This is a genomic window from Ramlibacter sp. bp-362 (genome assembly GCF_054956735.1).
Genome location: NZ_JBUDXE010000005.1, coordinates 34,179 through 60,814, shown reverse-complemented (window position 1 = coordinate 60,814; position 26,636 = coordinate 34,179). Strand labels below are relative to the sequence as shown.

Here is a 26,636-nt window from a genome sequence, read left to right as displayed (position 1 = left end):
GCGTCACGCTCACGGCTTGCGCGCGGATGTCGCGGCCAGCGCCTCGCGCACTTCGCGCCCGAGCTCGATGACGGCCATGGCGTAGTAGCTGGACCAGTTGTAGCGCGTGATCACGTAGAAGTTCTCCGTGCCCGCCACGTAGCTGGGAGGATCGCCGCCGTTCTGCAGCTCCACGAGCGCCAGCGGACCCTTGTGCTCCAGCGCCGGGCCTTCCAGGATCGCGCCCATCTCCTGCATGCGCGCCACGCTGAAGGTGGGCAGGATGTCCGGCGCCAGCAGGCCGTCCAGGTCCAGCTTCGCCGGATCGAAGCGCACCGGGTAGTGCGTGGGCATGCCGGGGATCCAGCCGTAGCCCTTGAAGTAGTTGGCGACGGAGCCGATCACGTCGGCCGTGCTGCCGACGAGGTCGATCGACTTGTCGCCGTCGTAGTCGATGCCCCAGCGCGCGAGGCTGCTGGGCATGAACTGCGGCATGCCCCAGGCGCCGGCATAGCTGCCGCGCGGGGCGAGCGGGCTGGTGCGCGCCGCCGCGTGGTAGGCGAGGAACTGCTCCAGCTCGCCGCGGAAGTACTTCGCGCGCTCGGCCGCGCGCGGATGGTTCTCCGGGAAGTCGAAGGCGAGCGTCGCGAGGGCGTCGAGCACGCGGAAGTCGCCCATGGTCCGGCCGTAGATGGTCTCCACGCCCAGGATGCCGACGATGATCTCCGCCGGCACGCCGAACTCCTGCTCGGCGCGCGCCAGCGTCTCGCGGTTCTCCTGCCAGAAGCGCACGCCCGCGCCGATGCGCGCCGGGTCGATGAAGCGGCTGCGGTACACGGCCCAGTTCTTGGGCTGGCCGGGCGGCGCCGGCTGCATCAGGCGCACCACGGTGGCGAGCTGCTGCGCCTGTCCGACCATGCGGCGCACCCACGCCGGGTCGAGATTGCGGCGGGCCGCCACGTCGTCCGCGAATTCCATCGCTTCCTCCCGCCCGGCGTAGCTGGTCGCGTCGCGCTGCGCGGCGCGCTTGCTGCGGGACTTCGCCGCGGCGACCACGGTTTGCGCATCGGTGGCGGAGCCGGCATCGGCTTCGGTGGCCGCGGCGGCATCCGCGCCGCCGGCAGCTTGCGTGTCGGCGACGGCATGGGCGGGCCCGGCGCAGCCGCCGAGCGGCAGGACGAGGGCGAAGGCGAGGAGCAGGAACAGGGGACGCATCAGGCAGGCCAGGGAATCCGGTGGAATTCGCGCCGCAGCGCGGACAGGGTGGTGTGCGGCGCGCGCGCATAGCGCTGCGCTTCCAGCCGCAGCAGCCACTGTGCCAGTTCCTGCGCCTGCGTGCCGAAGCGGGCCGTCACCAGCTGTGCGATCGCGCGGGGCGGCGCCGTGTTCCCGACGGCCAGCCCCTGCTGGCGCAGGCGCTTGCGGACGCGGCCCAGCAGTCGCAGCCAGGGATCGTGCTGCAGACGGTCCCACCAAGTCCAGGCCGCGCCGAGCACGGCGACGGTCACCACCAGCGCGATCAGCAGGCGCGCGAGGTCTTCCCAGCTCGGCGCGCTGAAGCCCAGGTGGCGCAGCATGTCCAGCTGGCGGCTCTGCGTGTAGTTCAGGATCCACTGGTTCCAGCCGTTGTTCAGCGCCTCCCAGCTGCCGCGCAGCTGCGCCCACAGGGTGGGGCTGACGGTCTCCATCGCGGCCTCCAGCACGCCGCGCGGCGCCACCAGGCGCTGGAAGGAGCCGGTGCGGCCGGGCGCCACCACCGCCGTCGGGTCCACGCGTACCCAGCCGCGCCCCTGCAGCCAGACCTCGGTCCAGGCGTGGGCGTCGCTCTGCCGCACGATCCAGTAGCCGTCGATGAGATTGGGCTGCCCGCCCTGGTAGCCGGTGACGATGCGCGCCGGCACGCCCATGGCGCGCAGCAGCACGACGAAGGCGGAGGCGATGTGCTCGCAGAAGCCTTCCTTGCGGTCGAACCAGAATTCGTCGGCGGTGTTCTGCCCGTACACGCCGGGCGCCAGCGTGTAGGTGTAGCCGCCGGTGCGCAGCAGCCGCAGCGCCGACTGCACCAGCGCGTAGGCATCGCCCGGCGGGTTCTCGCGCACCATCCGCTGCGCCAGCGCGATGGTGCGCGGGTCGAAGCCGGCCGGCAGCTGCGTGTATTCCGGCAGCACGAGGGCGCGGCGGTGCGGGCCGTGGCGGAACTGCACGTAGCTGGACGCGCGGTAGCGCAGCAGGTCCGTCACCGGTTGCGGCGTGACCCACTGCAGGTCGCCGGTCATGGCGGCCTGCAGGCCGGGGGCCTGCGGCGGGTCCACCGCCGCGTCCAGCGTCATCAGCCAGGGCCGGTTGTTCGGCTCCAGCGTGACCACGTAGCGCACCGGCGTGCCGTAGCCGACCAGCTGGGGGGGCACCAGCTGCGGCGGCGGGAAGCGGCGGTTCAGGCGCGGCGGCAGCAGCGGGCGCCACTCGCGGCCGTCGAAGTCGCTGAGCACCGGGCCGCGGAAATAGAGGTCGCTCTGGTGCGGCGGCTGGCCCTCGAAGCGCACGCGGAACGCGATGCTCTCGTCCAGCACGAGGTCGGCCATGGTGCCCACGCGCATCTGCGACGACAGGCCGCTGCGTCCCGTCATGGCGTCGGAAGGGATGCCCCACAGCGGCGCGAAGCGCGGGAACAGCACGAACAGCACCGCCATCACGGGCGCCCCCAGCAGCGTCATCCAGCCGGCGGTGCGCGCCGCCTGCGCGAGCGGCGGCCGGCCCACGGGCATGTGCGCGTTCACCAGCGCCGTCAGCAGCCCGAGCAGCGCCAGCAGCATCGCGGCCGCCACGGCGAGCGACTGCGAGAAGAAGAAGTTCGTGAGCATCGTGAAGAAGCCCAGGAAGAACACCACGAAGGCGTCGCGCCGCGCCCGCAGCTCCAGGGTCTTCAGCGCCAGCAGCGCCACGATCAGCGTCACGCCGGCATCGCGCCCGAGCAGCGTGCCGTGCGCCGCCCACGTGGCGGCGAGGGCGCTCGCCAGCAGCAGCGCCAGCCAGCCGCGGCCCGGCAGCGGCCGGCCGGTGATGGCCAGGCCGGCCCGCCACGCGAGCAGCACGGCGGCCATCAGCGAAGCCCACCAGGGCAGGTGGCCCACGTGCGGCACCAGCACCCAGGCGATCACCACCAGCAGGAACAAGGTGTCGCGTGCATCGCGGGGCAGCGCGGAGAGGCGGGAGCGCAGCTTCAGCACAGCGCGAGCACCTCCAGGCAGCGCCGCTTGTGCGCCTCGCCGCTGCCGGGCGCGACCTCCACGCCGGGCAGGCGCAGCCCGTAGTCCTGCCCCAGCTTGTCGGCCTGCAGCACCCAGGCGGCCAGGCGCGAGAGGCGGCCTTCCCGGTCGGCCAGGCCGCACTGCTCGTAGTCCAGCCACAGTTCCATGCGCTGCGCCTGCAGCGTGTCGCGGCTCACCAGTTCGTCGGCCTTGGCCGCCTTCTTCCAGACGACCCGCTTCATCGCGTCGCCACGGCGGTAGGCGCGCACGCCGTCGAACTCGCCGCTGTCCTGCGGCCGCAGGGCGGTGGCGCCGCCGGCGCGCGGCTCGCCGGGCGGCAGCGGCGGCGGATGGAGTTCCGGCGCCGGCCAGACCAGCACCTGCGCGGCCGGCCGCCACACCGCCCACACGCGGAAGGTGCCGAGCGGGAAGCGCGTCTCCGCCGTGAGCGGCGGCACGTGGTGCAGGCCGCGGCGCTCGGCCCGGAAGGCCACCTGCACCGTGCAGCTGCCCTGGGCCGGCACGTCCGTCCAGCTCCAGTGGTCCTCGCGCGCCGCGTCCAGCACGGCCAGGCCGATGCCCCAGCGCGGGCGCCGGCGGCCGTTGCCCAGCAGCACCGGCAGCGGCGCGCTGGCGCCGGCGAACTGCGGCGGCGGCGGCACGAGGGCGAGCGTCAGCCCGCGCAAGGTGGCATGGCTCACGTACATGCCGACGGCGGCGCAGCCGGCCAGCAGGAAGGTGAGGAGATAGCCCAGATTGAGCTGGTAGTTGATCGACGCGACCAGCAGCACCAGCAGCGTCAGCCCCAGCATGAAGCCGGCGCGCGTGGGGAGGATGTAGACGTTGCGCTGCGTCAGCGCCAGCGTGTCGGTGAGCGGCAGGCGCGCCTGCCACCACGCGCGGAAGCGGCGGCGCACGAAGGCGAACGGGTTCATGACGGAATGACGCGGGCTGCGCCCGGCATGACGAAATGACCCATCTCATGCGCGAAGCGCGTCATGGAAGCCGAAGGCGGGGTCATTTCGTCATTGTCAGGGCAGCGGCACCGCTTCGACCATCGCCCGCACCTGCTCCACCGGCCCGCGACCGGCGTCGCCCACCGGCACCAGGCGGTGCGCCACGGTCTGCGGCAGGATCGCCTGCACGTCGTCGGGGGCGACGTAGTCGCGGCCCGACAACAGGGCCTGGGCCTTGGCCGCGCGGATCACGGCGATGCCGGCCCGGGGGCTCAGGCCTTGCAGGAACCAGCGGCCGGAGCGGGTGGCCGCCACGAGGTCCTGCACGTAATCGAGCAGCGGGTCGGCCGCGTGCACCTGCAGCACCTGCTGCTGCAGCGCCTGCAGCTCGAGCGGCGACAAGGTGTTGTCCAGCCGCTCCACCATCTCGCGCCGGTCCGCGCCGGCGAAGAGGTCGCGCTCCGCGGCGCGGTCCGGGTAGCCCAGCGAGATCCGCATCAGGAAGCGGTCCAGCTGCGACTCGGGCAGGGCGAAGGTGCCCAGCTGGTCGTGCGGGTTCTGGGTGGCGATCACGAAGAAGGGCGAAGGCAGGGCCCGCGTCTCGCCTTCCACCGTCACCTGCTTTTCCTCCATGGCTTCCAGCAGCGCGCTCTGGGTCTTGGGGCTGGCGCGGTTGATCTCGTCGGCCAGCAGCACCTGGGCGAAGATGGGGCCCGGATGGAAGACGAAGGTCTCCTTCCCGCGCTCCCACACGGAGACGCCGGAGAGGTCGCTGGGCATCAGGTCGGCGGTGAACTGCACGCGGGAGAACTGCAGGCCGAAGGCGCGCGCCAGCGCGTGCGCCAGGGTCGTCTTGCCCACCCCCGGGACGTCTTCGATCAGCAGGTGCCCGCCCGCGAGCAGGCAGGCCACGCAGTCCCGGACCTGCGCGGGCTTGCCGACGATCACCGTGTTAAGCTGGTCGAGGAGCGTTTTGAGTTTTTGTCGTGCTTCCATGAAGCACGACCTTATCCGAAATTTCGGCGAGTCCGAGGCGAGCGATGCACAAGACCGGCTATTTCACGCATCCGGATTGCAGGAAGCACGACATGGGCCGCGGCCATCCCGAGTGCCCGGAGCGGCTGGATGCGATCGAGGACCGGATGATCGCCTCGCGCCTGGCCGACGCCGTGGACCGGCGGGAGGCGCCGCTGGCCAGCCCCGACCTGCTGGAGCTGGCGCACAGCCGCATGCACGTCGCCTCCATCCTGGGCTTGGCCGAGGAGCTGGAGGCGCAGGAGGCAGCGGGCGGCCGCGACCTGATGCAGATCGATCCCGACACGGCCATGAACCGCCACAGCTGGAACGCGATGCTGCGCGCGGCCGGCGCCGCCATCGCCGCGACCGACGCCGTCATGGCCGGCGAGCTGGAGAACGCCTTCTGCGCCGTGCGCCCGCCGGGCCACCATGCCTGCCGCGAGCGCGCCATGGGCTTCTGCGTCTTCAACAACGTGGCGATCGCCGCGCGCTACGCGCTGGAACGCCACGGCCTGAAGCGCGTCGCGGTGGTCGATTTCGACGTGCACCACGGCAACGGCACCGAGGACATCCTCTCGGGCGACGAGCGCGTGCTGATGGTGGGCATCTTCCAGCACCCGTTCTACCCCTACAGCGGCTTCGGCGCGCACGCGGACAACATGGTCAACCTGCCCGTGCCCGCGTACACCAAGGGCCCGCAGATCCGCGAGCTGATCGAGAAGCACTGGCTGCCGCGGCTGGAGGAATTCAAGCCCGAGATGCTCTTCGTGAGCGCCGGCTTCGACGCCCACCGCGAGGACGACCTCGGCCAGCTGGGGCTGGTGGAGGCGGACTACACCTGGATCACCGAGCGGCTCAAGGACGTGGCGCAGCGCCACGCGCAGGGCCGCATCGTGTCCTGCCTGGAAGGCGGGTACAACCTCGACGCGCTGGGACGCAGCGTCGAGGCGCACGTGCGCGCCCTGGCCGGCGTCTGAGCGCCGCGCGAAGAACACGGGAAGACGGAGAGGAGCCGAGATGGAGGAGCCGCTGATCGAGGCGCGCGACGGCCGCGGCGTGGTCACGCTGACCATGAACCGGCCGGCGAGCTTCAACGCGCTGAGCGAGGAGATGCTGGCCGCCCTGCAGGCCGCGCTGGACCGGCTGGCCGGCGACGCATCGCTGCGCGCCGTGGTGCTGGCCGGCGCTGGCAAGGCGTTCTGCGCCGGGCACCACCTGAAGGAGATGATCGCCGAGCCGCGGCTGGACTACTACCAGGCGCTGTTCGCGCAGTGCAGCCGCATGATGCTGGCGATCCAGGCGCTGCCCGTGCCGGTGATCGCGCGCGTGCACGGCATCGCCACCGCCGCCGGCTGCCAGCTGGTCGCGCAGTGCGACCTGGCGGTCGCGTCCACGGAGGCGCGCTTCGCGGTGAGCGGCGTCAACTACGGCCTGTTCTGCTCCACGCCCAGCGTGCCGCTGCTGCGCAACGTGGCGCCCAAGCAGGCGATGGAGATGCTGGTGACCGGCGAGTTCATCTCGGCGCAGGAGGCGCAGGAGCGCGCGCTGGTGAACCGCGCGGTGGCGCCGGAGCAGCTCGACGCGGAGATCGAGCGCCTGCTCGCGAGCATCCTCGCCAAGCCGCGCGTCGCGCTCGCCATGGGCAAGGAGCTGTTCTACCGCCAGCGCGAGATGGGCATCGCCGCCGCCTACCAGCTGGCCGCGCAGACCATGGCCGCGAACATGATGGACGGCTGCGCGCTGGAAGGCGTCACCGCGTTCACCGAGAAGCGCAAACCCGGTTGGGCGGCCGCCGGGAAATGAGGGACTTCGAACAGCTCCTCGACAACCTGGGACACCGCGGCATCGGCTGGGAAGCGTTCACGCTCCTGGCCTGCTTGGCCGCCGCCTACGGTATCTGCTGGCTGACGGGCCGGCGCAAGGCGGAGGACTCGGTGCTGTTCGGCCGCCACCTCGTCGACGGCGTGCTGTTCCCGCTGCTGGCGCTGGCCTTCACCTATTCCGCGCGCGTCGCGCTCGGCGGGCTGCAGCTCGTGCCGCTGCTGCGCCTGGCCGTGCCCGTGCTGGTCACGGTGGCCGTGATCCGCCTGGTGGCCCGCGTGATGCCGCTCGTGTTCCCGCGCTGGAAGCCGGCCCGCCGGCTGGAGCAGGGCGTGTCGTGGCTGGTCGGCATCGGCGCGGTGCTGTGGATCCTGGGCCTGTTGCCGCCGGTGCTGGCGGAGATGGAGGCCATCCGCTTCAACTTCGGCAAGACGCGCATCAGCCTGCTCTCGATCGTGCAGGGCCTGCTGTCCTCCGGGCTGGTGATGGTGCTGGTGCTGTGGATCTCCGCGGCGCTGGAGCGCAACGTGCTGCGCGACGCGGTGACCGACCTGTCCCTGCGCAAGGTGGCGGGCAACGCCGTGCGCGCCGTGCTGCTCACCGTCGGCTTCCTGTTCGCGCTCTCGGCCGCCGGCGTGGACCTGACGGCGCTGTCGGTGCTGGGCGGCGCGCTGGGCGTGGGCATCGGCTTCGGCCTGCAGAAGCTGGCCGCCAACTACGTCAGCGGCTTCGTGATCCTGGCGGAGCGCAGCCTGCGCATCGGCGACACCGTGAAGGTGGACGGCTTCGAGGGCGTGGTGGCGGACATCAAGACCCGCTACACGCTGATCCGCGCCGGCGACGGCCGGGCGGCCGTGGTGCCGAACGAGAAGCTGATCTCCGAGCGGGTGGAGAACCTCTCCATCGCCGACCCGCGCATGGTGATCGGCACCGACGTGACCGTGGGCTACGAGAGCGACGTCGACCAGGTGCAGCGCCTGCTGACCGACGCGGCGCTCGGCACGCGGCGCGTCCTGGCCGACCCGCCACCCTCGGCGCGCCTGGTGAAGCTGGGGGCCGACGGACTGGAGTACCGCCTGCTGTTCTGGATCGACGACCCGCAGAACGGCCAGCTGAACGTCAAGTCGGACGTGAACCTGCGGGTGCTGAAGGCCTTGCGGGAGGCGGGGGTGGACATTCCGTATCCGCAGAGGGTGGTGCGGATCGTCGGCGAGGAGCAGCGCTGACCGAGGCTGCGGCGGGCGCCCAGGGAGAACGCAGAGGACGCAGAAGTTTCGCAGAGGGCGCAGAGGAAAAACGAATCAGGAAATTCTCTGCGTTCTCTGCGTAACCTTTGCGCCCTCTGCGTTCTCCTCTGCGCGATCCGGCCTACTTCATCAACGACGGCAACCAGAGACTCAGCTGCGGGAACGCGATCAGCACCGCCAGCATGACCACCATCACCAGCACGAAGGGCCAGCAGCCGCGGAAGATCCTGGCGAGGCCGACGCCCGGGAGCAGGGCGTTGATCACGAAGAGGTTCATGCCCACGGGCGGGGAGATCAGGCCGATCTGCACGATCATCACGATCAGCACGCCGAACCAGATCGGGTCGAAGCCCAGCGAGGTGACGATGGGGAAGAACAGCGGGATGGTCAGCAGCACCATCGTCAGTTCCTCCATCACCGTGCCCAGCACCACGTAGATCGCCATCATCGCCACGATGATCATCGTGGGCGACAGGCCCAGGTGCGTGATCCAGTCCTTCAGGTCCATCGGCAGGGTCGTGAAGTTCACGAAGTTGGCGAAGAGCGTCGCGGCGATCAGCAGCGTGAACAGCATGGCCGTCGTCCGCGCCGATTCCACCAGCACCTGGTACAGCACGCGCCAGGACAGCCGGCCGCGCAGCAGCGCGAACAGGAAGGCGCCGAAGGCCCCGAAGCCGGCGCCCTCGGTGGCCGTGAAGAAGCCGCCGTAGATGCCGCCCAGCACCACGACCACCAGCACGAGCACGCCCCAGATGCCGCGCAGGGCGCGCCAGCGTTCCGGCCAGGGCGTGAACACGCCCGGCGGCGCGTGTTCGGGGTCGCGCGAGGTGACGACCACGATCGCGAGCATCAGCATGGCCGCGCTCAGCACGCCCGGGATCACGCCGGCGGCGAACAGCTTGCCGATGTTGGTCTCGGTGATGATCCCGTAGATCACCATGATGGTGGACGGCGGGATCATGATGCCCAGCGTGCCGCCCGCGGCCATCGCGCCGGTGGAGAGCGAGTCGCTGTAGCCCAGCTTGCGCATGGACGGATAGGCCACCTTGCTCATGGTCGCCGCCGTCGCGATCGAGGAGCCGCAGATGGCCCCGAAGCCGGCGCAGGCCGCCACCGTCGCGTGCGCAAGGCCGCCGCGCACGTGGCCCAGGAAGGCGTAGGCCGCCTGGAACAGCTCGTGGGCGAGGCCCGCGCGGGCGACGAAGTTGCCCATCAGGATGAACAGCGGGATCACTGACAGCGTGTAGGCGAAGCCGGTCTCGTGCACGACCTGCGCGGTGCTGGCGAGCGCCGGCACCCAGCCGCGCGTGAGGCCGATGCCCACGAAGCCGACCAGGCCCATGGCGAAGGCCAGCGGCACCCGCAGGATCGCGAGGCCGAAGATGGCGGCGAATCCGATCAGTGCTTCGGTCACAGCGCCACCCCCTCGCCCTCGGCGCGTTCGACGGGTTTCCTGCCCACGAGCGCCAGGTGCACCAGCCCGGTGATGCCGCAGAGCACCGCCATGCCGTAGATGAAGGGCGCCTTCAGGATGGTGAGCTGCGCCGTCGTCTCGCCGGTTTCCATGAACTGGCCGCCGGTGCGCCACATCAGCCAGGCCAGGCCCAGCAGCATCACCGCGCACAGCAGGTTCACCAGCACGGATTGCGCGCGGCGCACCCAGGCGGGCAGGTAGGGGTCGAGCGAGTCGAACTCGACGTGCTCACCGCGGCGCGAGACCAGCGGCAGCGCGCCGAAGATCACCACCACCATCAGCAGCTCGGTGACCTCCAGCGAGCCGGTGATCGAGTGCGAGAGCAGCTTGCGCCCCAGCACGTCGAAAAAGGTCAGGGTCATGATCGCGAACAGCGCGATCCCGGACAGGAGCCCGCAGAGCAGGTCCAGCAGCTTGTAGATCAATCTCGGTCCTTCTTGTCTTCAGGGGTGCCCATGGCAAAAGCGGCACCCCGGGGACCTCCCCGGTTGCCGCCTTTGTACCAGAAGGGCGAAAAGGACTTACTTCGACTGCTTCGCGATCTCGGCGCGCAGGTCGGCGAGCACCTTGGCGGCGTTCTTCAGGCCCTTGGCCTCGGCTTCCTTCTCCCAGCGCGCTTCCAGCGGGGCGGTCCTGGCCTTGACGTCGGCGACGAACTTCGCATCGGCCTTGGTCACCTGCACGTTGTTCGCCTGCATGAGCGCGAAGGCGCGGCGGTCCACCTTGTCCCAGTGGCGGCCGATGATGCGCGCGGCCACCTCGCCCGAGGCGGCGTCGATCACCTTCTTCTCGTCGGGGCTCAGGCTGTTGTACTTGGCCGGGTTCATCATGAACACGAAGCTGGTGTTGTACAGGCCGCCGGGGAAGGTGGTCGCGTACTTGATCAGCTTGTCGAGCTTGAAGGACTCGATCGACTCGGACGGGAACAGCGTGCCGTCCATGACGCCGCCGGACAGCAGCTCGTAGGACTCGGGGGCGGGCTTGAGCGTCACGTTCATGCCCAGCGCCTTGGAGATCTCGTTGACCATGCCGCCGCCCACGCGCCACTTCATGCCCTGCAGGTCTTCCAGCTTGGTCACGGGGCGCTTGGTGTTGAACACGATGCCGGGGCCGTGCGTGAAGAAGGCCAGCACGTGCACGCCCTCGTGCTCCTTCAGGAACTCGGGGTGCTGCATCGCCACCTTGTTGAAGGCGACGGACAGCGGCTCGGCGGCGTCGCCGAGGAAGGGGAATTCCGCCATCTGCGTCAGCACGAAGCGGCCGGGCGTGTAGCCGTGCACGGTGAAGGACACGTCGGCGAGGCCGTTCTTGATGGCGTCGAAGGTGCCGGGGGGGCCGGCCACGGCGCGCGGGAGCTGGTTGCAGCGGATCTTGCCCTTGCTGTTCTTCGTGACCAGGTCGCACCACTCCTTCTGCGCGAGCGTCAGGGCGTGCGTGGGCGGCACCCAGCTGGAGGTGGTGAGGACGGTGTCCGCGCGCACGGGCGCGGCAGCGCAGAGCAGCGTGGTGGCGGCGAGCCAGGCGAGAGAGTGTTTCATGCCAACGAACTCCTGATTTTTCGGTGCGCCGACTGTACGACCGGCTGAGCCACGCGCCGGTCCTGAGTTACCCGCATGAATCGGCGGGAACTTCGCCGCGCCGGTCCCTCGCGAACCCTATAATCGAAAAGCGAACGGTCGTTCTTTTTTGCCCCGACCCCGGGCGAACCCGAGGGGGCCCGGCGCCCCCGCATAGAATTTCCCGTTTACGTACACGTCAATTCGATAACTCCAGGAGTGCCCAGCATGAAGGTCCTTGTCCCGGTGAAGCGGGTGGTGGACTACAACGTGAAGGTCCGCGTCAAGTCGGACCAGAGCGGTGTGGACATCGCGAACGTCAAGATGAGCATGAACCCCTTCGACGAGATCGCGGTGGAAGAGGCCGTGCGCCTGAAGGAAAAGGGCGTGGCCACCGAGGTGATCGCCGTGTCCTGCGGCGTGCAGCAGTGCCAGGAGACCCTGCGCACGGCGATGGCGATCGGCGCCGACCGCGCGATCCTGGTGCAGACCGACGAGGAACTGCAGCCGCTGGCCGTGGCCAAGCTGCTGAAGGCGCTGGTGGACAAGGAGCAGCCGGGGCTGGTGATCCTGGGCAAGCAGGCGATCGACGACGACTGCAACCAGACCGGCCAGATGCTGGCGGCGCTGGCCGACCTGCCGCAGGCGACCTTCGCGAGCAAGGTCGAAGTGGCCGACGGCCAGGCCAGGGTCACGCGCGAAGTCGACGGCGGCCTGGAGACCATCTCCGTGAAGCTGCCGGCGGTGGTGACGACCGACCTGCGCCTGAACGAGCCGCGCTACGTGACGCTGCCCAACATCATGAAGGCCAAGAAGAAGCAGCTGGACACGGTGAAGCCCGAGGACCTGGGCGTGGACGTCAAGCCGCGCCTGAAGACCCTCAAGGTCACCGAGCCGCCCAAGCGCGGTGCCGGCGTGAAGGTGCCCGACGTGGCGACCCTGGTGCAGAAACTCAAGACCGAAGCGAAGGTGATCTAAGTGGCAGCGCTCGTCATTGCAGAACACGACAACGCGGGCATCAAGCCCGCGACCCTGAACACCGTGACGGCCGCTGCGGCCTGCGGTGGTGAAGTCCACGTGCTGGTGGCCGGCGCGAACAGCGGCGAAGCGGCCAAGGCCGCCGCGCAGGTCGCCGGCGTGGCCAAGGTGATCCACGCCGACGGCGCGCAGTTCGAGCACGGCCTGGCCGAGAACGTGGCCGCCCAGGTGCTGGCCATCGCCGGCAACTACAGCCACATCCTGTTCCCGGCCACGGCCAGCGGCAAGAACGTCGCCCCGCGCGTCGCCGCGAAGCTCGACGTCGCCCAGGTCTCCGACATCACCAAGGTCGACAGCCCCGACACCTTCGAGCGGCCGATCTACGCCGGCAACGCCATCGCCACCGTGCAGAGCGCGGACGCGGTGAAGGTGATCACGGTGCGCACGACCGCCTTCGACCCGGCGGCCGCCACGGGCGGCAGCGCCGCCGTCGAGAGCGCGAGCGCGGTGGGCGACAGCGGCAAGAGCAGCTTCGTGGGCCAGGAGATCGCCGCGAGCGACCGCCCCGAGCTCACCGCCGCCAAGATCATCGTCTCGGGCGGCCGCGCGCTGGGCTCCAGCGAGAAGTTCCAGGAAGTCCTGGAGCCGCTGGCCGACAAGCTGGGCGCCGCCATCGGCGCCTCGCGCGCCGCGGTGGACGCGGGCTACGCGCCCAACGACCTGCAGGTGGGACAGACCGGCAAGATCGTCGCGCCGCAGCTGTACATCGCACTGGGCATCTCCGGGGCCATCCAGCACCTGGCCGGCATGAAGGATTCCAAGGTGATCGTCGCGATCAACAAGGATCCCGAGGCGCCGATCTTCAGCGTGGCAGACTACGGGCTGGAAGCGGACCTGTTCCAGGCCGTGCCGGAACTGGTGAAGGCGCTGTAGCCATGACCTACCGCGCTCCCGTCAAGGACATGCTGTTCGACATCGAGCACCTCGCCGGCATCGAACGCATCGCGCAGATGCCCGGCTTCGAGGAAGCCGGGCTCGAGACGGCGCGGGCCGTGCTGGAGGAATGCGCGCGCTTCAACGAGCAGGTGGTGGCGCCGCTCAACGTCGAAGGCGACCGCAACCCCTCCAGCTGGCAGGACGGGCGCGTGGCGACCACGCCCGGCTTCAAGGAGGCGTACGCGCAGTACGCCCAGGGCGGCTGGCAGGGCCTGCAGCACCCGGTGGAGTTCGGCGGCCAGGGCCTGCCCAAGACCATCGGCGCCGCCTGCGGCGAGATGCTCAACTCCGCCAACTTGAGCTTCGCGCTGTGCCCGCTGCTCACCGACGGCGCCATCGAGGCGCTGCTGACGGCGGGCTCGGACCAGCTGAAGTCGGTCTACCTGGAGAAGCTGGTCACCGGCGAGTGGACCGGCACCATGAACCTGACCGAGCCGCAGGCCGGCAGCGACCTCGCGCTGGTGCGCAGCCGCGCCGAGCCGCAGCCGGACGGCAGCTACAAGGTCTTCGGCACCAAGATCTTCATCACCTACGGCGAGCACGACATGGCGGACAACATCGTCCACCTGGTGCTCGCGCGCATCCCCGGCGCGCCCGAGGGCGTGAAGGGCATCAGCCTGTTCGTCGTGCCCAAGTTCCTGGTCGACGCCGACGGCACGCGCGGCGCGCGCAACGACGTGCAGTGCGTGAGCATCGAGCACAAGCTGGGCATCAAGGCCTCGCCGACGGCGGTGCTGCAGTACGGCGACCGGGGAGGCGCGACCGGCTACCTCGTGGGCGAGGAGAACCGGGGCCTCGAGTACATGTTCATCATGATGAACGCCGCGCGCTACGCCGTGGGCGTGCAGGGCATCGCGGTGGCCGAGCGGGCCTACCAGAAGGCGGTGGCGTACGCGCGCGAGCGCGTGCAGTCGCGCCCCGTGGACGGCTCCGTCGCCGGTCCCGCGGCCATCATCCACCACCCCGACGTGCGCCGCATGCTGATGTCCATGCGCGCGCAGACGGAGGGCTGCCGCGCGATGGCGACGGTCGCCGCCGCCGCCTACGACGCGGCGCACCACCATCCCGACGCCTCGGCGCGCAAGGAGAACCAGGCCTTCTACGAATTCCTGGTGCCGCTGGTCAAGGGCTGCAGCACCGAGATGAGCGTGGAGGTCACCTCGCTGGGCGTGCAGGTGCACGGCGGCATGGGCTTCATCGAGGAGACCGGCGCGGCGCAGTACTACCGCGACGCCCGCATCCTCACCATCTACGAAGGCACGACGGCGATCCAGGCCAACGACCTCGTGGGCCGCAAGACGGCGCGCGACGGCGGCCAGGTGGCGCGCGCGATCGCCGCCCAGGTGGAGCGCACGGAGCGCGAGCTGGCCGAGCGCGGCAGCGACGACGCCCGGGCCGTCGCGAAGCGCCTGGGCGCCGCGCGCCAGGCCTTCCTCGACGTCGTCGACTTCATCGTGCAGCAGGGCAAGGCCTCGCCGAACGCCGTGTTCGCCGGCTCCGTGCCCTACCTGCTGCTGGCGGGCAACCTGGTGGCCGGCTGGCAGCTGGCGCGCTCGCTCGCCGTGGCGGAAGACCTGCTGAAGAAGGGCGAGGACGCCGAATTCATGCGCGCGAAGATCGCCACCGCCCGCTTCTACGCGGACCACGTCCTCGCGCGCGCGCCCGGCGTGCGCGACAGCATCGTCGAGGGCGCCGACAGCGTCACGGCGCTGGCGCTGGAGGCGTTCTGATGCGCGCTTCGAAGCTGCCCCCGGTGCTCGCGCAGCTGCGCTTCCCGGTGATCGCCTCGCCGATGTTCATCGTCAGCAACCCGAAGCTGGTGATCGAGCAGTGCAAGGCCGGCGTCGTCGGCTCCATGCCGGCGCTGAACGCGCGACCCGCGGCGCAGCTGGACGAGTGGCTGCACGAGATCGAGGAAACGCTCGCGGCGCACGACCGCGCCCACCCCGACCGGCCGGCCGCGCCCTACGCGATCAACCAGATCGTGCACAAGAGCAACGACCGGCTGGAGCACGACATGGAAGTGGTCGTGCGCCGCAAGGTGCCGATCGTCATCACCTCGCTGGGCGCGCGGCCCGACGTCAACGAGGCGATCCACTCCTACGGCGGCATCGTGCTGCACGACATCATCAACAACACCTTCGCGCGCAAGGCGGTCGAGAAGGGCGCCGACGGCCTGATCGCCGTGGCGGCCGGGGCCGGCGGCCATGCGGGCATCAAGAGCCCGTTCGCCCTGGTGCAGGAGATCCGCGAGTGGTTCGACGGGCCGATCGCGCTGTCGGGCGCCATCGCCAACGGCGGCGCCGTGCTCGCGGCGCAGGCGCTGGGCGCGGACTTCGCCTACGTCGGCTCGGCCTTCATCGCCACCGAGGAGGCGCGCGCCAGCGAGGGCTACAAGCAGGCGATCGTCGAGGGCAGTTCCGACGACATCGTCTACTCGAACCTGTTCACCGGCGTGCACGGCAACTACCTGAAGGCGAGCATCCGCGCGGCGGGCCTCGACCCGGACAACCTGCCGGAAAGCGATCCCAGCAAGATGAGCTTCGGGGGGGACGGTGCCAGGAAGGCCTGGAAGGACATCTGGGGTTCGGGCCAGGGCATCGGCGCCGTGAAGGGCGTGGTGCGCACCGCCGACCTCGTCGCGCGGCTGCAGCGCGAATACGACGAGGCGCGCGAGCGCCTGGGGCTCACGAGCCCGGTCCGTAGCTGAGCGCCGAGGCCTTGCCCCAGAACACGCGGTACATGAAGACCGTGTAGGCGATGATGGCCGGCAGCGTCACGGCCAGGCCGACGAAGATCACCACCAGCGAGTCGTGCGCGGCGGCCGCCTGCCACACGGTCATGCGGTCGATCACGATGTAGGGGTAGATGCTGTAGGCCAGTCCCAGGAAGGACAGCACGAAGATCAGCACCGTCGCCGCGAACACCACCCAGCCGTAGCCGGCGCGCACGACGTTCTCGTGCGTGGCGACGTGGAAGATCGCGAAGAAGGCGGCCGCGCAGGCCACCGGGATCGGCAGCAGGCCGATCAGCTGCGGCAGCGCGAACCAGCGCTCGAACACGTTCGGGCTCACCATCGGCGTCGCGAGCGAAATGCCGACCAGCGCCAGCCCCATGGGCCACAGCACCCAGCGCGCCCAGCGCACGGCGCGGGACTGCAGCTCGCCCTCGGTCTTCATGATCAACCAGCCCGCGCCCAGCAGCGCGTAGCCGGTCGGCAGCGTCACGGCGATCCCCAGCGCGAACAGCTGCGGCCAGGCGCCGCGGTCGAAGCCGGTGAGATAGCTCCCCAGCATCCAGCCCTGCGCGGCGGCCGCCATCAGCGAGCCGGCGGAGAACAGCCAGTTCCACATCGTCTTGTGCACGTCCCGCGCCTTCACGCGGAAGTCGAAGGACACGCCGCGCAGCACCAGGCCGACCAGCATCACCGCCACCGGCAGGTACAGCGCCGACAGCACCACGCCGTGCGCATAGGGAAAGGCGATCAGCAGCACGCCGATGCCCAGCACCAGCCAGGTCTCGTTGGCGTCCCAGAACGGCCCCACGCTGGAGACCATCACGTCCTTCTGCGCCTCGTCGGCCAGCGGCAGCAGCAGGCCGACGCCGAGGTCGTAGCCGTCGAGCACCACGTAGGCGAGCAGCGCCAGGCCCATGATGGCCATGAACACGAGCGGCAGCAGGCGGGTCCAGTCCAGTTCCATCGGTCCTTCCTCAGGCCGGCCCGCCGACCGGCTCGCCCGGCTTGGGCAGGTGCGGCGCGTCCTGCGTGGGCATGGCCGGGTGCTGCGACATGTACATCAGCACGCCGACGTAGGCGATCAGCAGGAAGACGTAGAGCGCGATGTAGGCGACCAGCGTGGACAGCACCAGCCCCGGCGCGTGGTCGCCCACCAGCTCCGAGGTGCGCAGCAGGCCGTACACCAGGAAGGGCTGGCGGCCGATCTCGGTGACGCACCAGCCGGCGATGGTGGCCACCCAGCCGGAGAATGTCATGAGCATCAGCACCTGCAGGTGGCGCCGCGGCCAGGGCGTGCCGTCGTGCGCGCCCGCGCGGCGCCGGCCATGCAGCGTCCACGCCGACCACCAGGCGACGGCCAGCATCAGCAGCCCCATGCCGACCATGATGCGGAAGGCCCAGAACACGGGCGCGACCGGCGGGTGCGCGTCGGGGAATTCGTCCAGGCCCTTGAGCTCCGCGTTCCAGTCGTGCGCCAGGATCAGGCTCGCGAGCTTGGGCACCTGCACGGCGTAGTCGGTGCGCTTCTCCTTCTCGTTCGGCCAGCCGAACAGCGTGAGCGGCGCGCTCTTCTCCGTGTGCCAGATGCCCTCGATCGCGGCGATCTTGGCCGGCTGGTGCTCCAGCGTGTTGAGGCCGTGCAGGTCGCCGGCGAAGATCTGCAGGGGCACCGCGACCGCCGCCGTGAGGATGCCCGCGCGCAGCGCCTTGTGCGTGCCGCCGTTGGCCGTGCCGCGCAGCAGCTGCCACGCCGACAGGCCCGCGATCAGGAAGGACGTGGTGACGGCGGAAGCCAGCAGCTTGTGCGCCAGCCGGTAGGGGAAGGAGGGATTGAACAGGATCGCGATCCAGTCCTGCGCGTGGTAGACGCCGTCCACGACCGTGTAGCCCACCGGCGTCTGCATCCAGGAGTTGAGGCTCAGGATCCAGAAGGCCGAGACCGTGGTGCCGGTGGCGACCATCAGCGTCGCGAACAGGTGCACGCGGTCGGACACGCGCGAGCGGCCGAACAGCATGATCCCCAGGAAGGTCGCCTCCAGGAAGAAGGCGGTGAGCACCTCGTAGCCCAGCAGCGGCCCGGCGATGTTGCCCACGTGCTCCATGTAGCCCGGCCAGTTGGTGCCGAACTGGAAGTGCATGGACACGCCCGTGACCACGCCCACGGCGAAGGTCAGGGCGAAGATCTTGGTCCACAGGTAGTACGCCTCTTCCCACTCCTGCGCCTGCTGCGTGCCCCGCACCCGGTCGTGCCGGAAGCGGAAGTACAGCAGGAACCACGACAGCGCGATGTTGATCGTCGGGAAGAGGATGTGGAAGCCGATGTTCGCGGCGAACTGGATGCGCGACAGCATCAAGGTGTCCATGGCCGCGATTCTGGGCGGATCGCGGGATTTCGGGGTGGCCGTCTACCGCCCCGGCCGGAATTGCGCGATACTGGATGGATGGACAGTATCGACCGCAGCACGGACACCCGGGTGGCCGAGCAGCGCATCCCCCTGGAGGCCATCAAGGGCCGGGGCAGCGCGACGCGGCTGGCGCACCGCTTCGAGCGCGACGCCCGCGAGGACTTCGACGACGGCTGGGAGCGCAGCGAGGAGGAAGCCGCCGCGATCCCGCAGACCGAGGTGATCTGGGAGACCGCCCGCAGCGTCATCGCCCGCAACGACTCGCCTGACATCCATTTCGACCGCTCCATCAACCCCTATCGCGGCTGCGAGCACGGCTGCATCTACTGCTACGCCCGGCCGACCCACAGCTACCTGAACCTCTCGCCCGGGCTGGACTTCGAGACCAAGATCATCGCGAAGCGCAACGCGGTGGAGCTGCTGCGCACGGAATTGGGCCGGAAGGCCTACGAGCCGGCCATGATCGCCATCGGCACCGCCACCGACTGCTACCAGCCGGTGGAGCGCGAGCTGCGCCTGACGCGCGGGATCATCGAGGTGCTGCAGGAAGCGCGCCATCCCTTCGCGCTGGTCACCAAGTCGAGCGGGGTGGAACGCGACCTCGACCTGATCGCGCCGATGGCGCAGCAGGGGCTGGCCGCCGTCTACGTGACCATCACCACGCTGGACGCCGAGCTCGCGCGCCGGCTGGAGCCGCGCGCCGCGGCGCCGCACCGGCGCCTGCGCATCCTGCGCACGCTGGCCGAGCACGGCGTGCCCTGCGGCGTGAGCCTGGCGCCGCAGATCCCCTTCCTGAACGACGACATGGAGCAGGTGCTGGAAGCCGCCTGGGACGCCGGCGCGCGCGAGGCCTTCTACCACGTGCTGCGCCTGCCCTGGGAGGTGGCGCCGCTGTTCCGGCAGTGGCTGGAACTGCACTATCCGCAGCGGGCGCAGCGCGTGATGCACCGCATCCAGGAGATGCGCGGCGGCAAGGACTACGACAGTGACTTCGCCACGCGCATGAAGGGCTCGGGGACCTGGGCCGTGCTGCTCAAGCAGCGCTTCGACAAGACCGCGAGGCGCCTGGGCTTCAACGGCAAGCGGCTGCACTTCCGCACCGACCTGTTCCGCCCGCCGGGCGCGGCCGGCCAGGGCGCCTTGTTCTAGCTGGCTTGATCCCTCTCCCGCTCGCGGGAGAGGCCGGGGTGAGGGCTCAGGCGAGCAGCAGCAAGCCCGCACCGAACACCAGCGCCGCGAGAAAGGCGCCCCACAGGTTCGCCCTCAGCTGCGCCGGCCCCGTCAGCCGGCGCACCTGCATGTTCCACACGGCGACGATGGGCACGACCGCGAGCACCGCGACCAGCACCAGCGGCTGCCAGCGCATGAAGCTGGTCCAGGCCGGCATCCAGGTGCGGGGCGGCCCCTGCCACAGCGTCTCCACGGGCAGCTGCTGGCTCCAGAGGCCGGCCGCGAACAGGCCGGCGCCGATCAGCGCCAGCGTGATGACCGGCTTGAGCGTGCGCCGCCAGCCGAGCAGGCTGAAGACCAGGCCGCTCGCGCCGGCGATGACCAGGATGGAGGCCAGGGCGCCGCGCACGTCGCTGCTGGCGCCGGTGAGCAGGCGCCACAAGCCCACGTTGCAGGCCAGCGCGAGCCACAGGCTGGCCAGGACCACCAGCCGCGCCGGATGCGGGCGCACCCGGGCTTCGCCCGGCATGAGCAGGGTCGAGTAACCGGTGGTCCGGAACAGCCGCAGGGCCATGTCGGGATTGTCGCGCTGGCGCTGGCCGGGGCCTAGCGCGGGGCGGGGCAGTGTTCCCCGCCCACCACACCCGGGTCAGGCCGAGAAGAAGCCTTTCAGCTTGTCGGCCCAGGATTCCTCGTTCGGCGAATGGCGGGGACCGCCCTTCTTCAGCGAGTCGTCCAGCTCCTTCAGCAGCTTGCGCTGGTGCTCGGTGAGCTTCACCGGCGTTTCCACGGCGATGTGGCAGTACAGGTCGCCGGGGTAGCTGGATCGCACGCCCTTGATGCCCTTGCCGCGCAGGCGGAACTGCTTGCCGGCCTGCGTGCCCTCGGGGATGTCGATGGCCGCCTTGCCGTCCAGCGTGGGCACCTCGATCTCGCCGCCGAGGGCGGCGCGCGCGATGCTGACCGGCACCACGCAGTGCAGGTCGTCGCCGTCGCGCTCGAAGATGGGGTGCTTCTTGAGCCGGATCTCGATGAACAGGTCGCCGGGCGGGCCGCCGTTGGTGCCCGGCTCGCCGTTGCCGGCGCTGCGGATGCGCATGCCGTCGTCGATGCCGGCGGGGATGCGCACTTCCAGCGTCTTCTGGCGCTTCACCTTGCCCTGGCCGTGGCAGGTCTGGCAGGGCTCCGGAATGATCTTGCCCGTGCCGCGGCAGTGCGGACACGTCTGCTGCACGCTGAAGAAGCCCTGGCGCATCTGCACGACGCCGGCGCCATGGCAGGTGGAGCAGGTCTTGGCCTGCGTGCCCGGCTTGGCGCCGCTGCCGTGGCAGGTCTCGCATTCGTCCCAGGACGGGATGCGGATCTGCGCATCCTTGCCCTTGGCCGCATCCTCCAGGCTGATCTCCATCGCGTACGACAGGTCGCTGCCGCGATAGACCTGCCGGCCGCCGCGGCCGCCGCCGCGCGCCTGGCCGAAGATGTCGCCGAAGATGTCGCCGAAGGCCTCCGCGAAGCCGCCGAAGCCTTCCGCGCCCGGGCCTCCGCGCATGTTCGGGTCGACGCCCGCATGGCCGAACTGGTCGTAGGCCCCGCGCTTCTCCGGGTCCGAGAGCATCTCGTAGGCTTCCTTGGCCTCCTTGAACCGCGCCTCGGCGTCCTTGGCCGTGTCCCCCTGGTTGCGGTCAGGGTGGTACTTCATCGCCAGCTTGCGATAAGCCTTCTTGATCTCCTCCTCGGACGCGTTCTTGGGAACGCCCAGGACTTCGTAGTAATCGCGTTTCGTGGCCATGTGTTCTTTTGAAAAGGGACCAGGGGCCGTCGTGGCCCCTGGTCCCCCGGCTATCCCTTAGCCCTTCTTGACTTCCTTGACTTCCGCGTCCACGACGTTGTCGTCGTTCGCCGGTCCGGACGAAGCACCCGCCTGGGCTTCCGCGCCCGGCGCGGCGCCGGCGCCGCCGGCGGCTTCCTGGGCCTTGTACATCTGCTCGCCCAGCTTCTGGCTGGCGGCCATCAGCGCGTTGGTCTTGGCCTCGATCTGCTCCTTGTCCTCGGACTTGAGCGTCTCTTCCAGCTCCTTCGCGGCGGCCTCGATCTTCGACTTCTCGGACGCGTCGATCTTGTCGCCGTACTCCGCCAGGCTCTTGCGCACGCTGTGCACCATCGCCTCGCCCTGGTTGCGGGCCTGCACCAGCTCCAGCTTCTTCTTGTCCTCGGCGGCGTTCTGCTCGGCGTCCTTCACCATCTTCTCGATCTCGCCTTCGGTCAGGCCCGAGTTCGCCTTGATGGTGATCTTGTTCTCCTTGCCCGTGCCCTTGTCCTTGGCGGACACGTGCAGGATGCCGTTGGCGTCGATGTCGAAGGTGACCTCGATCTGCGGCAGGCCGCGCGGCGCCGGCGGGATGCCTTCGAGGTTGAACTCGCCCAGCAGCTTGTTGCCGGACGCCATGTCCCGCTCGCCCTGGTAGACCTTGATCGTCACCGCCGGCTGGTTGTCGTCGGCCGTCGAGAAGGTCTGCGCGAACTTGGTCGGGATCGTGGTGTTCTTCTTGATCATCTTCGTCATCACGCCGCCCAGGGTCTCGATGCCCAGCGACAGCGGGGTGACGTCCAGCAGCAGCACGTCCTTGCGCTCGCCCGAGAGCACCTGCCCCTGGATGGCGGCGCCGACGGCGACGGCCTCGTCGGGGTTGACGTCCTTGCGCGGCTCCTTGCCGAAGAACTCCTTGACCTTCTCCTGCACCTTGGGCATCCGCGACATGCCGCCGACCAGGATCACGTCGTTGATGTCGTTGACCGACACGCCGGCGTCCTTGATCGCGGTGCGGCAGGGCTCGATCGTGCGGGCGATCAGTTCGTCGACCAGCGCTTCGAGCTTGGCGCGCGTCAGCTTGATGTTCAGGTGCTTGGGACCGGACGCGTCCGCCGTGATGTACGGCAGGTTGATGTCGGTCTGCGTGCTGTTGGACAGCTCGATCTTCGCCTTCTCGGCGGCTTCCTTCAGGCGCTGCAGGGCGAGCACGTCCTTGGACAGGTCCACGCCCTGTTCCTTCTTGAACTCGCCGATGATGTAGTCGATCACGCGCTGGTCGAAGTCCTCGCCGCCCAGGAAGGTGTCGCCGTTGGTGGAGAGCACCTCGAACTGCTTCTCGCCCTCGACGTCGGCGATCTCGATGATCGAGATGTCGAAGGTGCCGCCGCCCAGGTCATAGACGGCGATCTTGCGGTCGCCCTTGCCGTGCTTGTCCAGGCCGAAGGCCAGGGCTGCGGCGGTAGGCTCGTTGATGATCCGCTTGACGTCCAGGCCCGCGATGCGGCCGGCGTCCTTGGTGGCCTGGCGCTGCGAGTCGTTGAAGTACGCGGGCACCGTGATCACGGCCTCGGTGACCTCTTCGCCCAGGTAGTCCTCGGCGGTCTTCTTCATCTTGCGCAGCACCTCGGCGGAGATCTGCGGCGGCGCCAGCTTGCGGCCGCGCTCCTCGACCCAGGCGTCGCCGTTGTCGGCCGCGACGATCTTGTAGGGCATCAGGTCGATGTCCTTCTGCACTTCCTTCTCGGTGAACTTGCGGCCGATCAGGCGCTTCACCGCGTAGAAGGTGTGCTTGGGGTTGGTGACCGCCTGGCGCTTGGCCGAAGCGCCCACCAGGATCTCGCCGTCTTCCTGGTACGCGACGATCGAAGGCGTGGTGCGCGCGCCCTCGGAGTTCTCGATGACCTTGACGTTGTTGCCTTCCATGATGGCAACGCACGAGTTGGTCGTGCCCAGGTCGATGCCGATGATCTTTGCCATATCTCTCTCCTTGTCTGTCTCTGTCTCGTTCCGCCCTCGAAAGGCTGTGAACCGTCTGTGCGTCAGTTGTGGATAAGTTCCATCGATTCAAGGCCGCGCTTCCGCGCCTCAGCGCGGGGCGGACACCGTCACGAGGGCCGGGCGCAGGATGCGGTCGGCGATGGAGTAGCCCTTTTGCAGCACCGTCACGACGGTGTTGGGCTCCTGCTCGGCGGGCACCACGGAGATCGCCTGGTGCTGGTGCGGATCGAAACGCTCGCCGGCGGCCGGGTTGATCTCGACGACCTTGTTGCGCTCCAGGGCCTGCTTCAGCTGGCGCAGGGTGGCCTCGGCGCCGGCGCGGATCTGCTCCGCCGTCTGGTCAGCGTGGGCCAGGCCGGCCTCGAGGCTGTCGCAGACCGGCAGCAGGCTTTCCGCGAAGCCTTCCACGGCGTACTTGCGGGCCTTCGCCAGCTCCTCCTCGGAGCGGCGGCGCACGTTCTGGATCTCGGCCTGGGAACGCAGGTACTGGTCGGCCAGCTCGGCGTTCTTCGCACTGAGGCTGGCGACCTGGGCCTGCCAGTCCTGCTCGCCGGTGTCGTTCGCGGCGGCGTCCTGGACGGGAGCGGTCTCCTGCGGCTGGTCGCTGTCGGTGGGCACTTCGTTGGACATGGGCAATAGGGGGGCTTCGTGTTCTCTGGGGGACGCGCTGGAGCTTGGGGCGGGGAGGGGGTTTTCAAGCCGGGGGCTTGAAAAATACCGGGTTGCGGTGGGGTTCGCTGCGCTCACCGCCACCCTACGAACTGCCGGCAACAGGACCCCCGTAGGGTGGCGGTGAGCACAGCGAACCCCACCGCCGACGAATCACCGCGTTTCGAGCAGCTCGACGTCGAACTTCAACGTGGCGTTCGGCGGGATCACCCCGCCCGCGCCGCGGGCGCCGTAGCCCAGTTGCGGCGGGATCAGCAGCGTGCGCTTGCCGCCCACCTTCATGCCGGCCACGCCTTCGTCCCAGCCACGGATCACCATGCCGGCGCCCAGCGAGAACGAGAAGGGGTCGTTGCGGTCGCGGCTGGAATCGAACTTCGCGCCCTGCACGCCGTTGTTCCAGAGCCAGCCCGTGTAGTGCACGCGCACGTCCTGGCCGGACTTCGCCTCGGGGCCGCTGCCCACCAGTTCGTCTTCGTATTGCAGGCCGCTGGGAGTGGTGATCATGTGTGTTCTCGCTGGAGGGTTCAGAGGAGGCCGCGGCGGGCCAGGTCGCGCATCAGCGCGAGCGCGCCGTAACGCCAGGGCTCGATGCGGTCGCTGGTGTTGACGCGGTTCACGAGTGTACCGAGCCCCGGGGTGGAGATGGCCACGAGGTCGCCCACGGCGTGCGTGAAGCCCTGGCCCGGGCCGAAGCGGTCCTGCGTCGGCGCGAACATGGTGCCCAGGAAGAGCACCAGCCCGTCCGGGTACTGGTGGTTGGGGCCGATCGCGTGCTCGACCAGTTCCAGCGGGTCGCGGCTGATCATCGACAGGCTGCTCGCGCCGTCCATGGTGAAGCCCTCCGGCCCCACGACCTTCATCGCGAGTTCGGCGCGGCGCACGTCGGCGATGCCGAAGTGCGCGTCGAACAGGCGGACGAAGGGGCCGATGGCGCAGCTGGCGTTGTTGTCCTTGGCCTTGCCGAGCAGCAGGGCGCTGCGGCCCTCGAAGTCGCGCAGGTTGACGTCGTTGCCGAGCGTCGCGCCCACGGTCTCGCCGCGGCTGTTGACCACCAGCACGATCTCGGGCTCGGGGTTGTTCCACGCGCTCTTCGGGTGGATGCCGATCTCGGCGCCGGTGCCCACCGCGCTCATGGGCTGCGCCTTCGTGAAGATCTCCGCGTCGGGGCCGATGCCGACCTCCAGGTACTGCGACCACAGGTTCTTCGCCAGCAGCACCTGCTTCAGTTGCGCCGCCTCCGGCGAGCCGGGACGCACCTTGGAGAGGTCCTCGCCGATCACGGCGACCACTTCCTTGCGCACGGCCTCGGCCAGCGCCGGGTTGCCGCGCGCCTGCTCCTCGATCACGCGCTCGAGCATCGAGGCGACGAAGGTCACGCCCGAGGCCTTGATGGCCTGCAGGTCGCAGGGCGCGAGCAGCCAGGGCGTCTCGTCCACGCGCGCGTCGGCGCTGCTGTTGGCCAGCACCTCGGCGGTCGCGGCGAGCCGCCGGCCGCGGTGCGCCCGCACGGCCGCGGCCGGGTCGGGCAGTTCCATCAGCGCGCTGCTGGTCGGCGCGAGTTCGGAGAGATCGTGGATGCCGTCCGGGTCGACGCGCACCAGCACGGCACCCTGGGAGGGCATCCACACGCGACCGACGAGGGTCGCCTGCTGCGCATCGGCGGGCAGCGTCGCCTGGAGGAAGGATCGCATCAGCCGGCCTGTTTCTTCTTCGCTTGGGCCGCCGCCCACCTGGCGGCGAAGGGCTGCAGGTCGGCCAGCCGTTTCAGCAGGTCGGCGCCGCTCGCGGTGACACTGTAGCCTTCGCCGTTGTGCTGCATCAGCCCGGCCTCGCGCAATTCCTTGATGCGCGTGTTCAGCGTGTTGGGCGTGATGCCGCCCACGCTGTCCTGCAGCAGGCGGAAGGTCTGCGGGTGGCCGTCGCGCAGGGCCCAGAGCACCCGCACGGCATACCGCGCCTCCAGCAGCGCGAGCAGCTGGTGGATGGCGGCATTCTCCCTGGTACTCATTCGCGCGGCACTCCTGGGGCGGGGCGGGACGGGGAGTTTAAGCGATCCTGCTACACAAAAAATAGCAGGCGTGACGCGGCCGCAACGTCAGGCGGGCTGGTACACCTTCTTCAGCAGGCCGATGAGCGTGCGCAGCTCCGCCGGGCTCAGGCGCGCCGCCACGTCGGCTTCCAGCGCGGCGGCCGTCTTCTCGGCGTCGCGCATCAGCTTCTGCCCGGCCGCGGTCAGGTGCAGGCCCATGGCGCGGCCGTCGCGGGGATGCGGGTGGCGGCGGATCAGCTCGCGCTTTTCCAGCGCGCCCACCATGCCGACCAGATTGGGCGGCAGGATGCCCAGCGTGGCGCACAGCTGGCGCGAGGTGATGCCCGGGTTGTGCGCCACCAGCGACAGCACCGAGAAGTCCACGGGCCGCAGCTGGTAGGGCGCCATGCGCTCCAGGAAGACGTCGATCACGGCCAGCGCGGCGCGCCGCGCGTTGTAGCCCAGGAGGGTTTCCAGGAAGCTGGTGTCGACCTCCTCGACGGACGCGGTGGGGGCGGTGCGGGAAGGCGTTGCGGTGCGGGCCAT

The 26,636-nt window shown here is 69.8% G+C and carries 25 protein-coding genes; 8 read left to right on the top strand and 17 right to left on the bottom strand.

What is annotated here, in order from left to right:
* Positions 1-9: 9 nt before the first annotated feature.
* The 4 genes from mltB to ACY0MJ_RS08100 all read right to left on the bottom strand — a co-directional run bounded on the left by mltB (position 10) and on the right by ACY0MJ_RS08100 (position 5,179).
* The gene (gene mltB, locus ACY0MJ_RS08115) at positions 10-1,194 is read right to left on the bottom strand and encodes a lytic murein transglycosylase B (protein WP_462637858.1); all 1,185 of its coding nucleotides are present in this window, start codon (positions 1,192-1,194) and stop codon (positions 10-12) included.
* A complete protein-coding gene (locus ACY0MJ_RS08110; protein ID WP_462637857.1) occupies positions 1,194-3,206 on the bottom strand; it encodes a transglutaminase TgpA family protein in 2,013 nt (670 codons plus the stop codon). Before ACY0MJ_RS08110 ends, mltB begins: the two co-directional genes overlap by 1 nt.
* A complete protein-coding gene (locus tag ACY0MJ_RS08105) occupies positions 3,200-4,162 on the bottom strand; it encodes a DUF58 domain-containing protein (protein WP_462637856.1) in 963 nt (320 codons plus the stop codon). Before ACY0MJ_RS08105 ends, ACY0MJ_RS08110 begins: the two co-directional genes overlap by 7 nt.
* Positions 4,163-4,258: 96 nt before the next feature.
* Complete coding sequence (locus ACY0MJ_RS08100) at positions 4,259-5,179, bottom strand: AAA family ATPase (RefSeq protein ID WP_462637855.1); 921 nt, start codon at positions 5,177-5,179, stop codon at positions 4,259-4,261.
* Positions 5,180-5,223: 44 nt separating this feature from the next.
* On the opposite strand from ACY0MJ_RS08100, the gene ACY0MJ_RS08095 reads away from it, so the two are divergent.
* Genes ACY0MJ_RS08095 through ACY0MJ_RS08085 form a run of 3 tightly spaced genes read left to right on the top strand, consistent with a single transcriptional unit; the run spans position 5,224 to position 8,247 of the window.
* Complete coding sequence (locus ACY0MJ_RS08095) at positions 5,224-6,177, top strand: histone deacetylase family protein (protein WP_462637854.1); 954 nt, start codon at positions 5,224-5,226, stop codon at positions 6,175-6,177.
* A 40-nt stretch (positions 6,178-6,217) separates the two neighbouring features.
* Positions 6,218-7,003, top strand: a complete 786-nt coding sequence (locus ACY0MJ_RS08090; RefSeq protein WP_462637853.1) for an enoyl-CoA hydratase — start codon at positions 6,218-6,220, stop codon at positions 7,001-7,003.
* A complete protein-coding gene (locus ACY0MJ_RS08085; protein ID WP_462637852.1) occupies positions 7,000-8,247 on the top strand; it encodes a mechanosensitive ion channel family protein in 1,248 nt (415 codons plus the stop codon). The genes ACY0MJ_RS08090 and ACY0MJ_RS08085 overlap by 4 nt, the downstream gene beginning before the upstream one ends.
* A gap of 142 nt (positions 8,248-8,389) precedes the next feature.
* Here ACY0MJ_RS08085 and ACY0MJ_RS08080 read toward each other — a convergent pair whose 3' ends face one another.
* The 3 genes from ACY0MJ_RS08080 to ACY0MJ_RS08070 form a co-directional block, all read right to left on the bottom strand.
* Positions 8,390-9,682 carry a TRAP transporter large permease gene (locus ACY0MJ_RS08080; RefSeq protein ID WP_462637851.1) on the bottom strand — a complete coding sequence of 431 codons (1,293 nt, stop codon included), beginning with the start codon at positions 9,680-9,682 and terminating at the stop codon, positions 8,390-8,392.
* Entirely contained in the window at positions 9,679-10,167 is a 489-nt protein-coding gene (locus ACY0MJ_RS08075) for a TRAP transporter small permease (protein ID WP_462637850.1), read from the bottom strand. The genes ACY0MJ_RS08080 and ACY0MJ_RS08075 overlap by 4 nt, the downstream gene beginning before the upstream one ends.
* Before the next feature lie 96 nt (positions 10,168-10,263).
* Positions 10,264-11,280, bottom strand: a complete 1,017-nt coding sequence (locus ACY0MJ_RS08070; protein WP_462637849.1) for a TRAP transporter substrate-binding protein — start codon at positions 11,278-11,280, stop codon at positions 10,264-10,266.
* A gap of 246 nt (positions 11,281-11,526) precedes the next feature.
* Here ACY0MJ_RS08070 and ACY0MJ_RS08065 point away from each other — a divergent pair, with 246 nt between their 5' ends.
* The 4 genes from ACY0MJ_RS08065 to ACY0MJ_RS08050 are packed head-to-tail and all read left to right on the top strand — an operon-like array spanning position 11,527 to position 15,982.
* Entirely contained in the window at positions 11,527-12,276 is a 750-nt protein-coding gene (locus ACY0MJ_RS08065; RefSeq protein ID WP_462637848.1) for an electron transfer flavoprotein subunit beta/FixA family protein, read from the top strand.
* On the top strand, positions 12,277-13,209 hold the full coding sequence (locus ACY0MJ_RS08060; protein ID WP_462637847.1) for an electron transfer flavoprotein subunit alpha/FixB family protein: 933 nt from the start codon (positions 12,277-12,279) through the stop codon (positions 13,207-13,209).
* A 2-nt stretch (positions 13,210-13,211) separates the two neighbouring features.
* The gene (locus tag ACY0MJ_RS08055; RefSeq protein ID WP_462637846.1) at positions 13,212-15,002 is read left to right on the top strand and encodes an acyl-CoA dehydrogenase; all 1,791 of its coding nucleotides are present in this window, start codon (positions 13,212-13,214) and stop codon (positions 15,000-15,002) included.
* Entirely contained in the window at positions 15,002-15,982 is a 981-nt protein-coding gene (locus tag ACY0MJ_RS08050) for an NAD(P)H-dependent flavin oxidoreductase (RefSeq protein ID WP_462637845.1), read from the top strand. The genes ACY0MJ_RS08055 and ACY0MJ_RS08050 overlap by 1 nt, the downstream gene beginning before the upstream one ends.
* Here ACY0MJ_RS08050 and ACY0MJ_RS08045 read toward each other — a convergent pair.
* Together ACY0MJ_RS08045 and ACY0MJ_RS08040 are read right to left on the bottom strand one after the other, a co-directional pair.
* Complete coding sequence (locus ACY0MJ_RS08045) at positions 15,960-16,973, bottom strand: cytochrome d ubiquinol oxidase subunit II (protein ID WP_462637844.1); 1,014 nt, start codon at positions 16,971-16,973, stop codon at positions 15,960-15,962. The two genes, ACY0MJ_RS08050 and ACY0MJ_RS08045, sit on opposite strands and share 23 nt — an antisense overlap.
* Before the next feature lie 10 nt (positions 16,974-16,983).
* Positions 16,984-18,372, bottom strand: a complete 1,389-nt coding sequence (locus tag ACY0MJ_RS08040; protein WP_462637843.1) for a cytochrome ubiquinol oxidase subunit I — start codon at positions 18,370-18,372, stop codon at positions 16,984-16,986.
* A 78-nt stretch (positions 18,373-18,450) separates the two neighbouring features.
* Between ACY0MJ_RS08040 and ACY0MJ_RS08035 the strand changes: the two genes are divergently transcribed.
* The gene (locus tag ACY0MJ_RS08035; protein ID WP_462637841.1) at positions 18,451-19,563 is read left to right on the top strand and encodes a PA0069 family radical SAM protein; all 1,113 of its coding nucleotides are present in this window, start codon (positions 18,451-18,453) and stop codon (positions 19,561-19,563) included.
* A 46-nt stretch (positions 19,564-19,609) separates the two neighbouring features.
* Here ACY0MJ_RS08035 and ACY0MJ_RS08030 read toward each other — a convergent pair whose 3' ends face one another.
* From ACY0MJ_RS08030 to ACY0MJ_RS07995, 8 genes are all read right to left on the bottom strand, one after another.
* The gene (locus ACY0MJ_RS08030; protein WP_462637840.1) at positions 19,610-20,158 is read right to left on the bottom strand and encodes a hypothetical protein; all 549 of its coding nucleotides are present in this window, start codon (positions 20,156-20,158) and stop codon (positions 19,610-19,612) included.
* A gap of 75 nt (positions 20,159-20,233) precedes the next feature.
* Positions 20,234-21,373: a molecular chaperone DnaJ gene (gene dnaJ, locus ACY0MJ_RS08025; RefSeq protein WP_462637839.1), complete on the bottom strand. Its 1,140-nt coding sequence runs from the start codon at positions 21,371-21,373 to the stop codon at positions 20,234-20,236.
* A gap of 57 nt (positions 21,374-21,430) precedes the next feature.
* On the bottom strand, positions 21,431-23,371 hold the full coding sequence (dnaK, locus tag ACY0MJ_RS08020) for a molecular chaperone DnaK (protein WP_462637838.1): 1,941 nt from the start codon (positions 23,369-23,371) through the stop codon (positions 21,431-21,433).
* A 108-nt stretch (positions 23,372-23,479) separates the two neighbouring features.
* Complete coding sequence (gene grpE / locus ACY0MJ_RS08015; RefSeq protein ID WP_462637837.1) at positions 23,480-24,022, bottom strand: nucleotide exchange factor GrpE; 543 nt, start codon at positions 24,020-24,022, stop codon at positions 23,480-23,482.
* A gap of 192 nt (positions 24,023-24,214) precedes the next feature.
* Positions 24,215-24,565, bottom strand: coding sequence for an FKBP-type peptidyl-prolyl cis-trans isomerase (locus ACY0MJ_RS08010; protein ID WP_462637836.1), 351 nt, complete (start codon positions 24,563-24,565; stop codon positions 24,215-24,217).
* Positions 24,566-24,585: 20 nt separating this feature from the next.
* Positions 24,586-25,752, bottom strand: a complete 1,167-nt coding sequence (locus tag ACY0MJ_RS08005) for a fumarylacetoacetate hydrolase family protein (RefSeq protein ID WP_462637835.1) — start codon at positions 25,750-25,752, stop codon at positions 24,586-24,588.
* Complete coding sequence (locus ACY0MJ_RS08000; protein WP_462637834.1) at positions 25,752-26,069, bottom strand: winged helix-turn-helix transcriptional regulator; 318 nt, start codon at positions 26,067-26,069, stop codon at positions 25,752-25,754. Before ACY0MJ_RS08000 ends, ACY0MJ_RS08005 begins: the two co-directional genes overlap by 1 nt.
* 87 nt (positions 26,070-26,156) lie before the next feature.
* The gene (locus ACY0MJ_RS07995) at positions 26,157-26,636 is read right to left on the bottom strand and encodes a MarR family winged helix-turn-helix transcriptional regulator (protein ID WP_462637833.1); all 480 of its coding nucleotides are present in this window, start codon (positions 26,634-26,636) and stop codon (positions 26,157-26,159) included.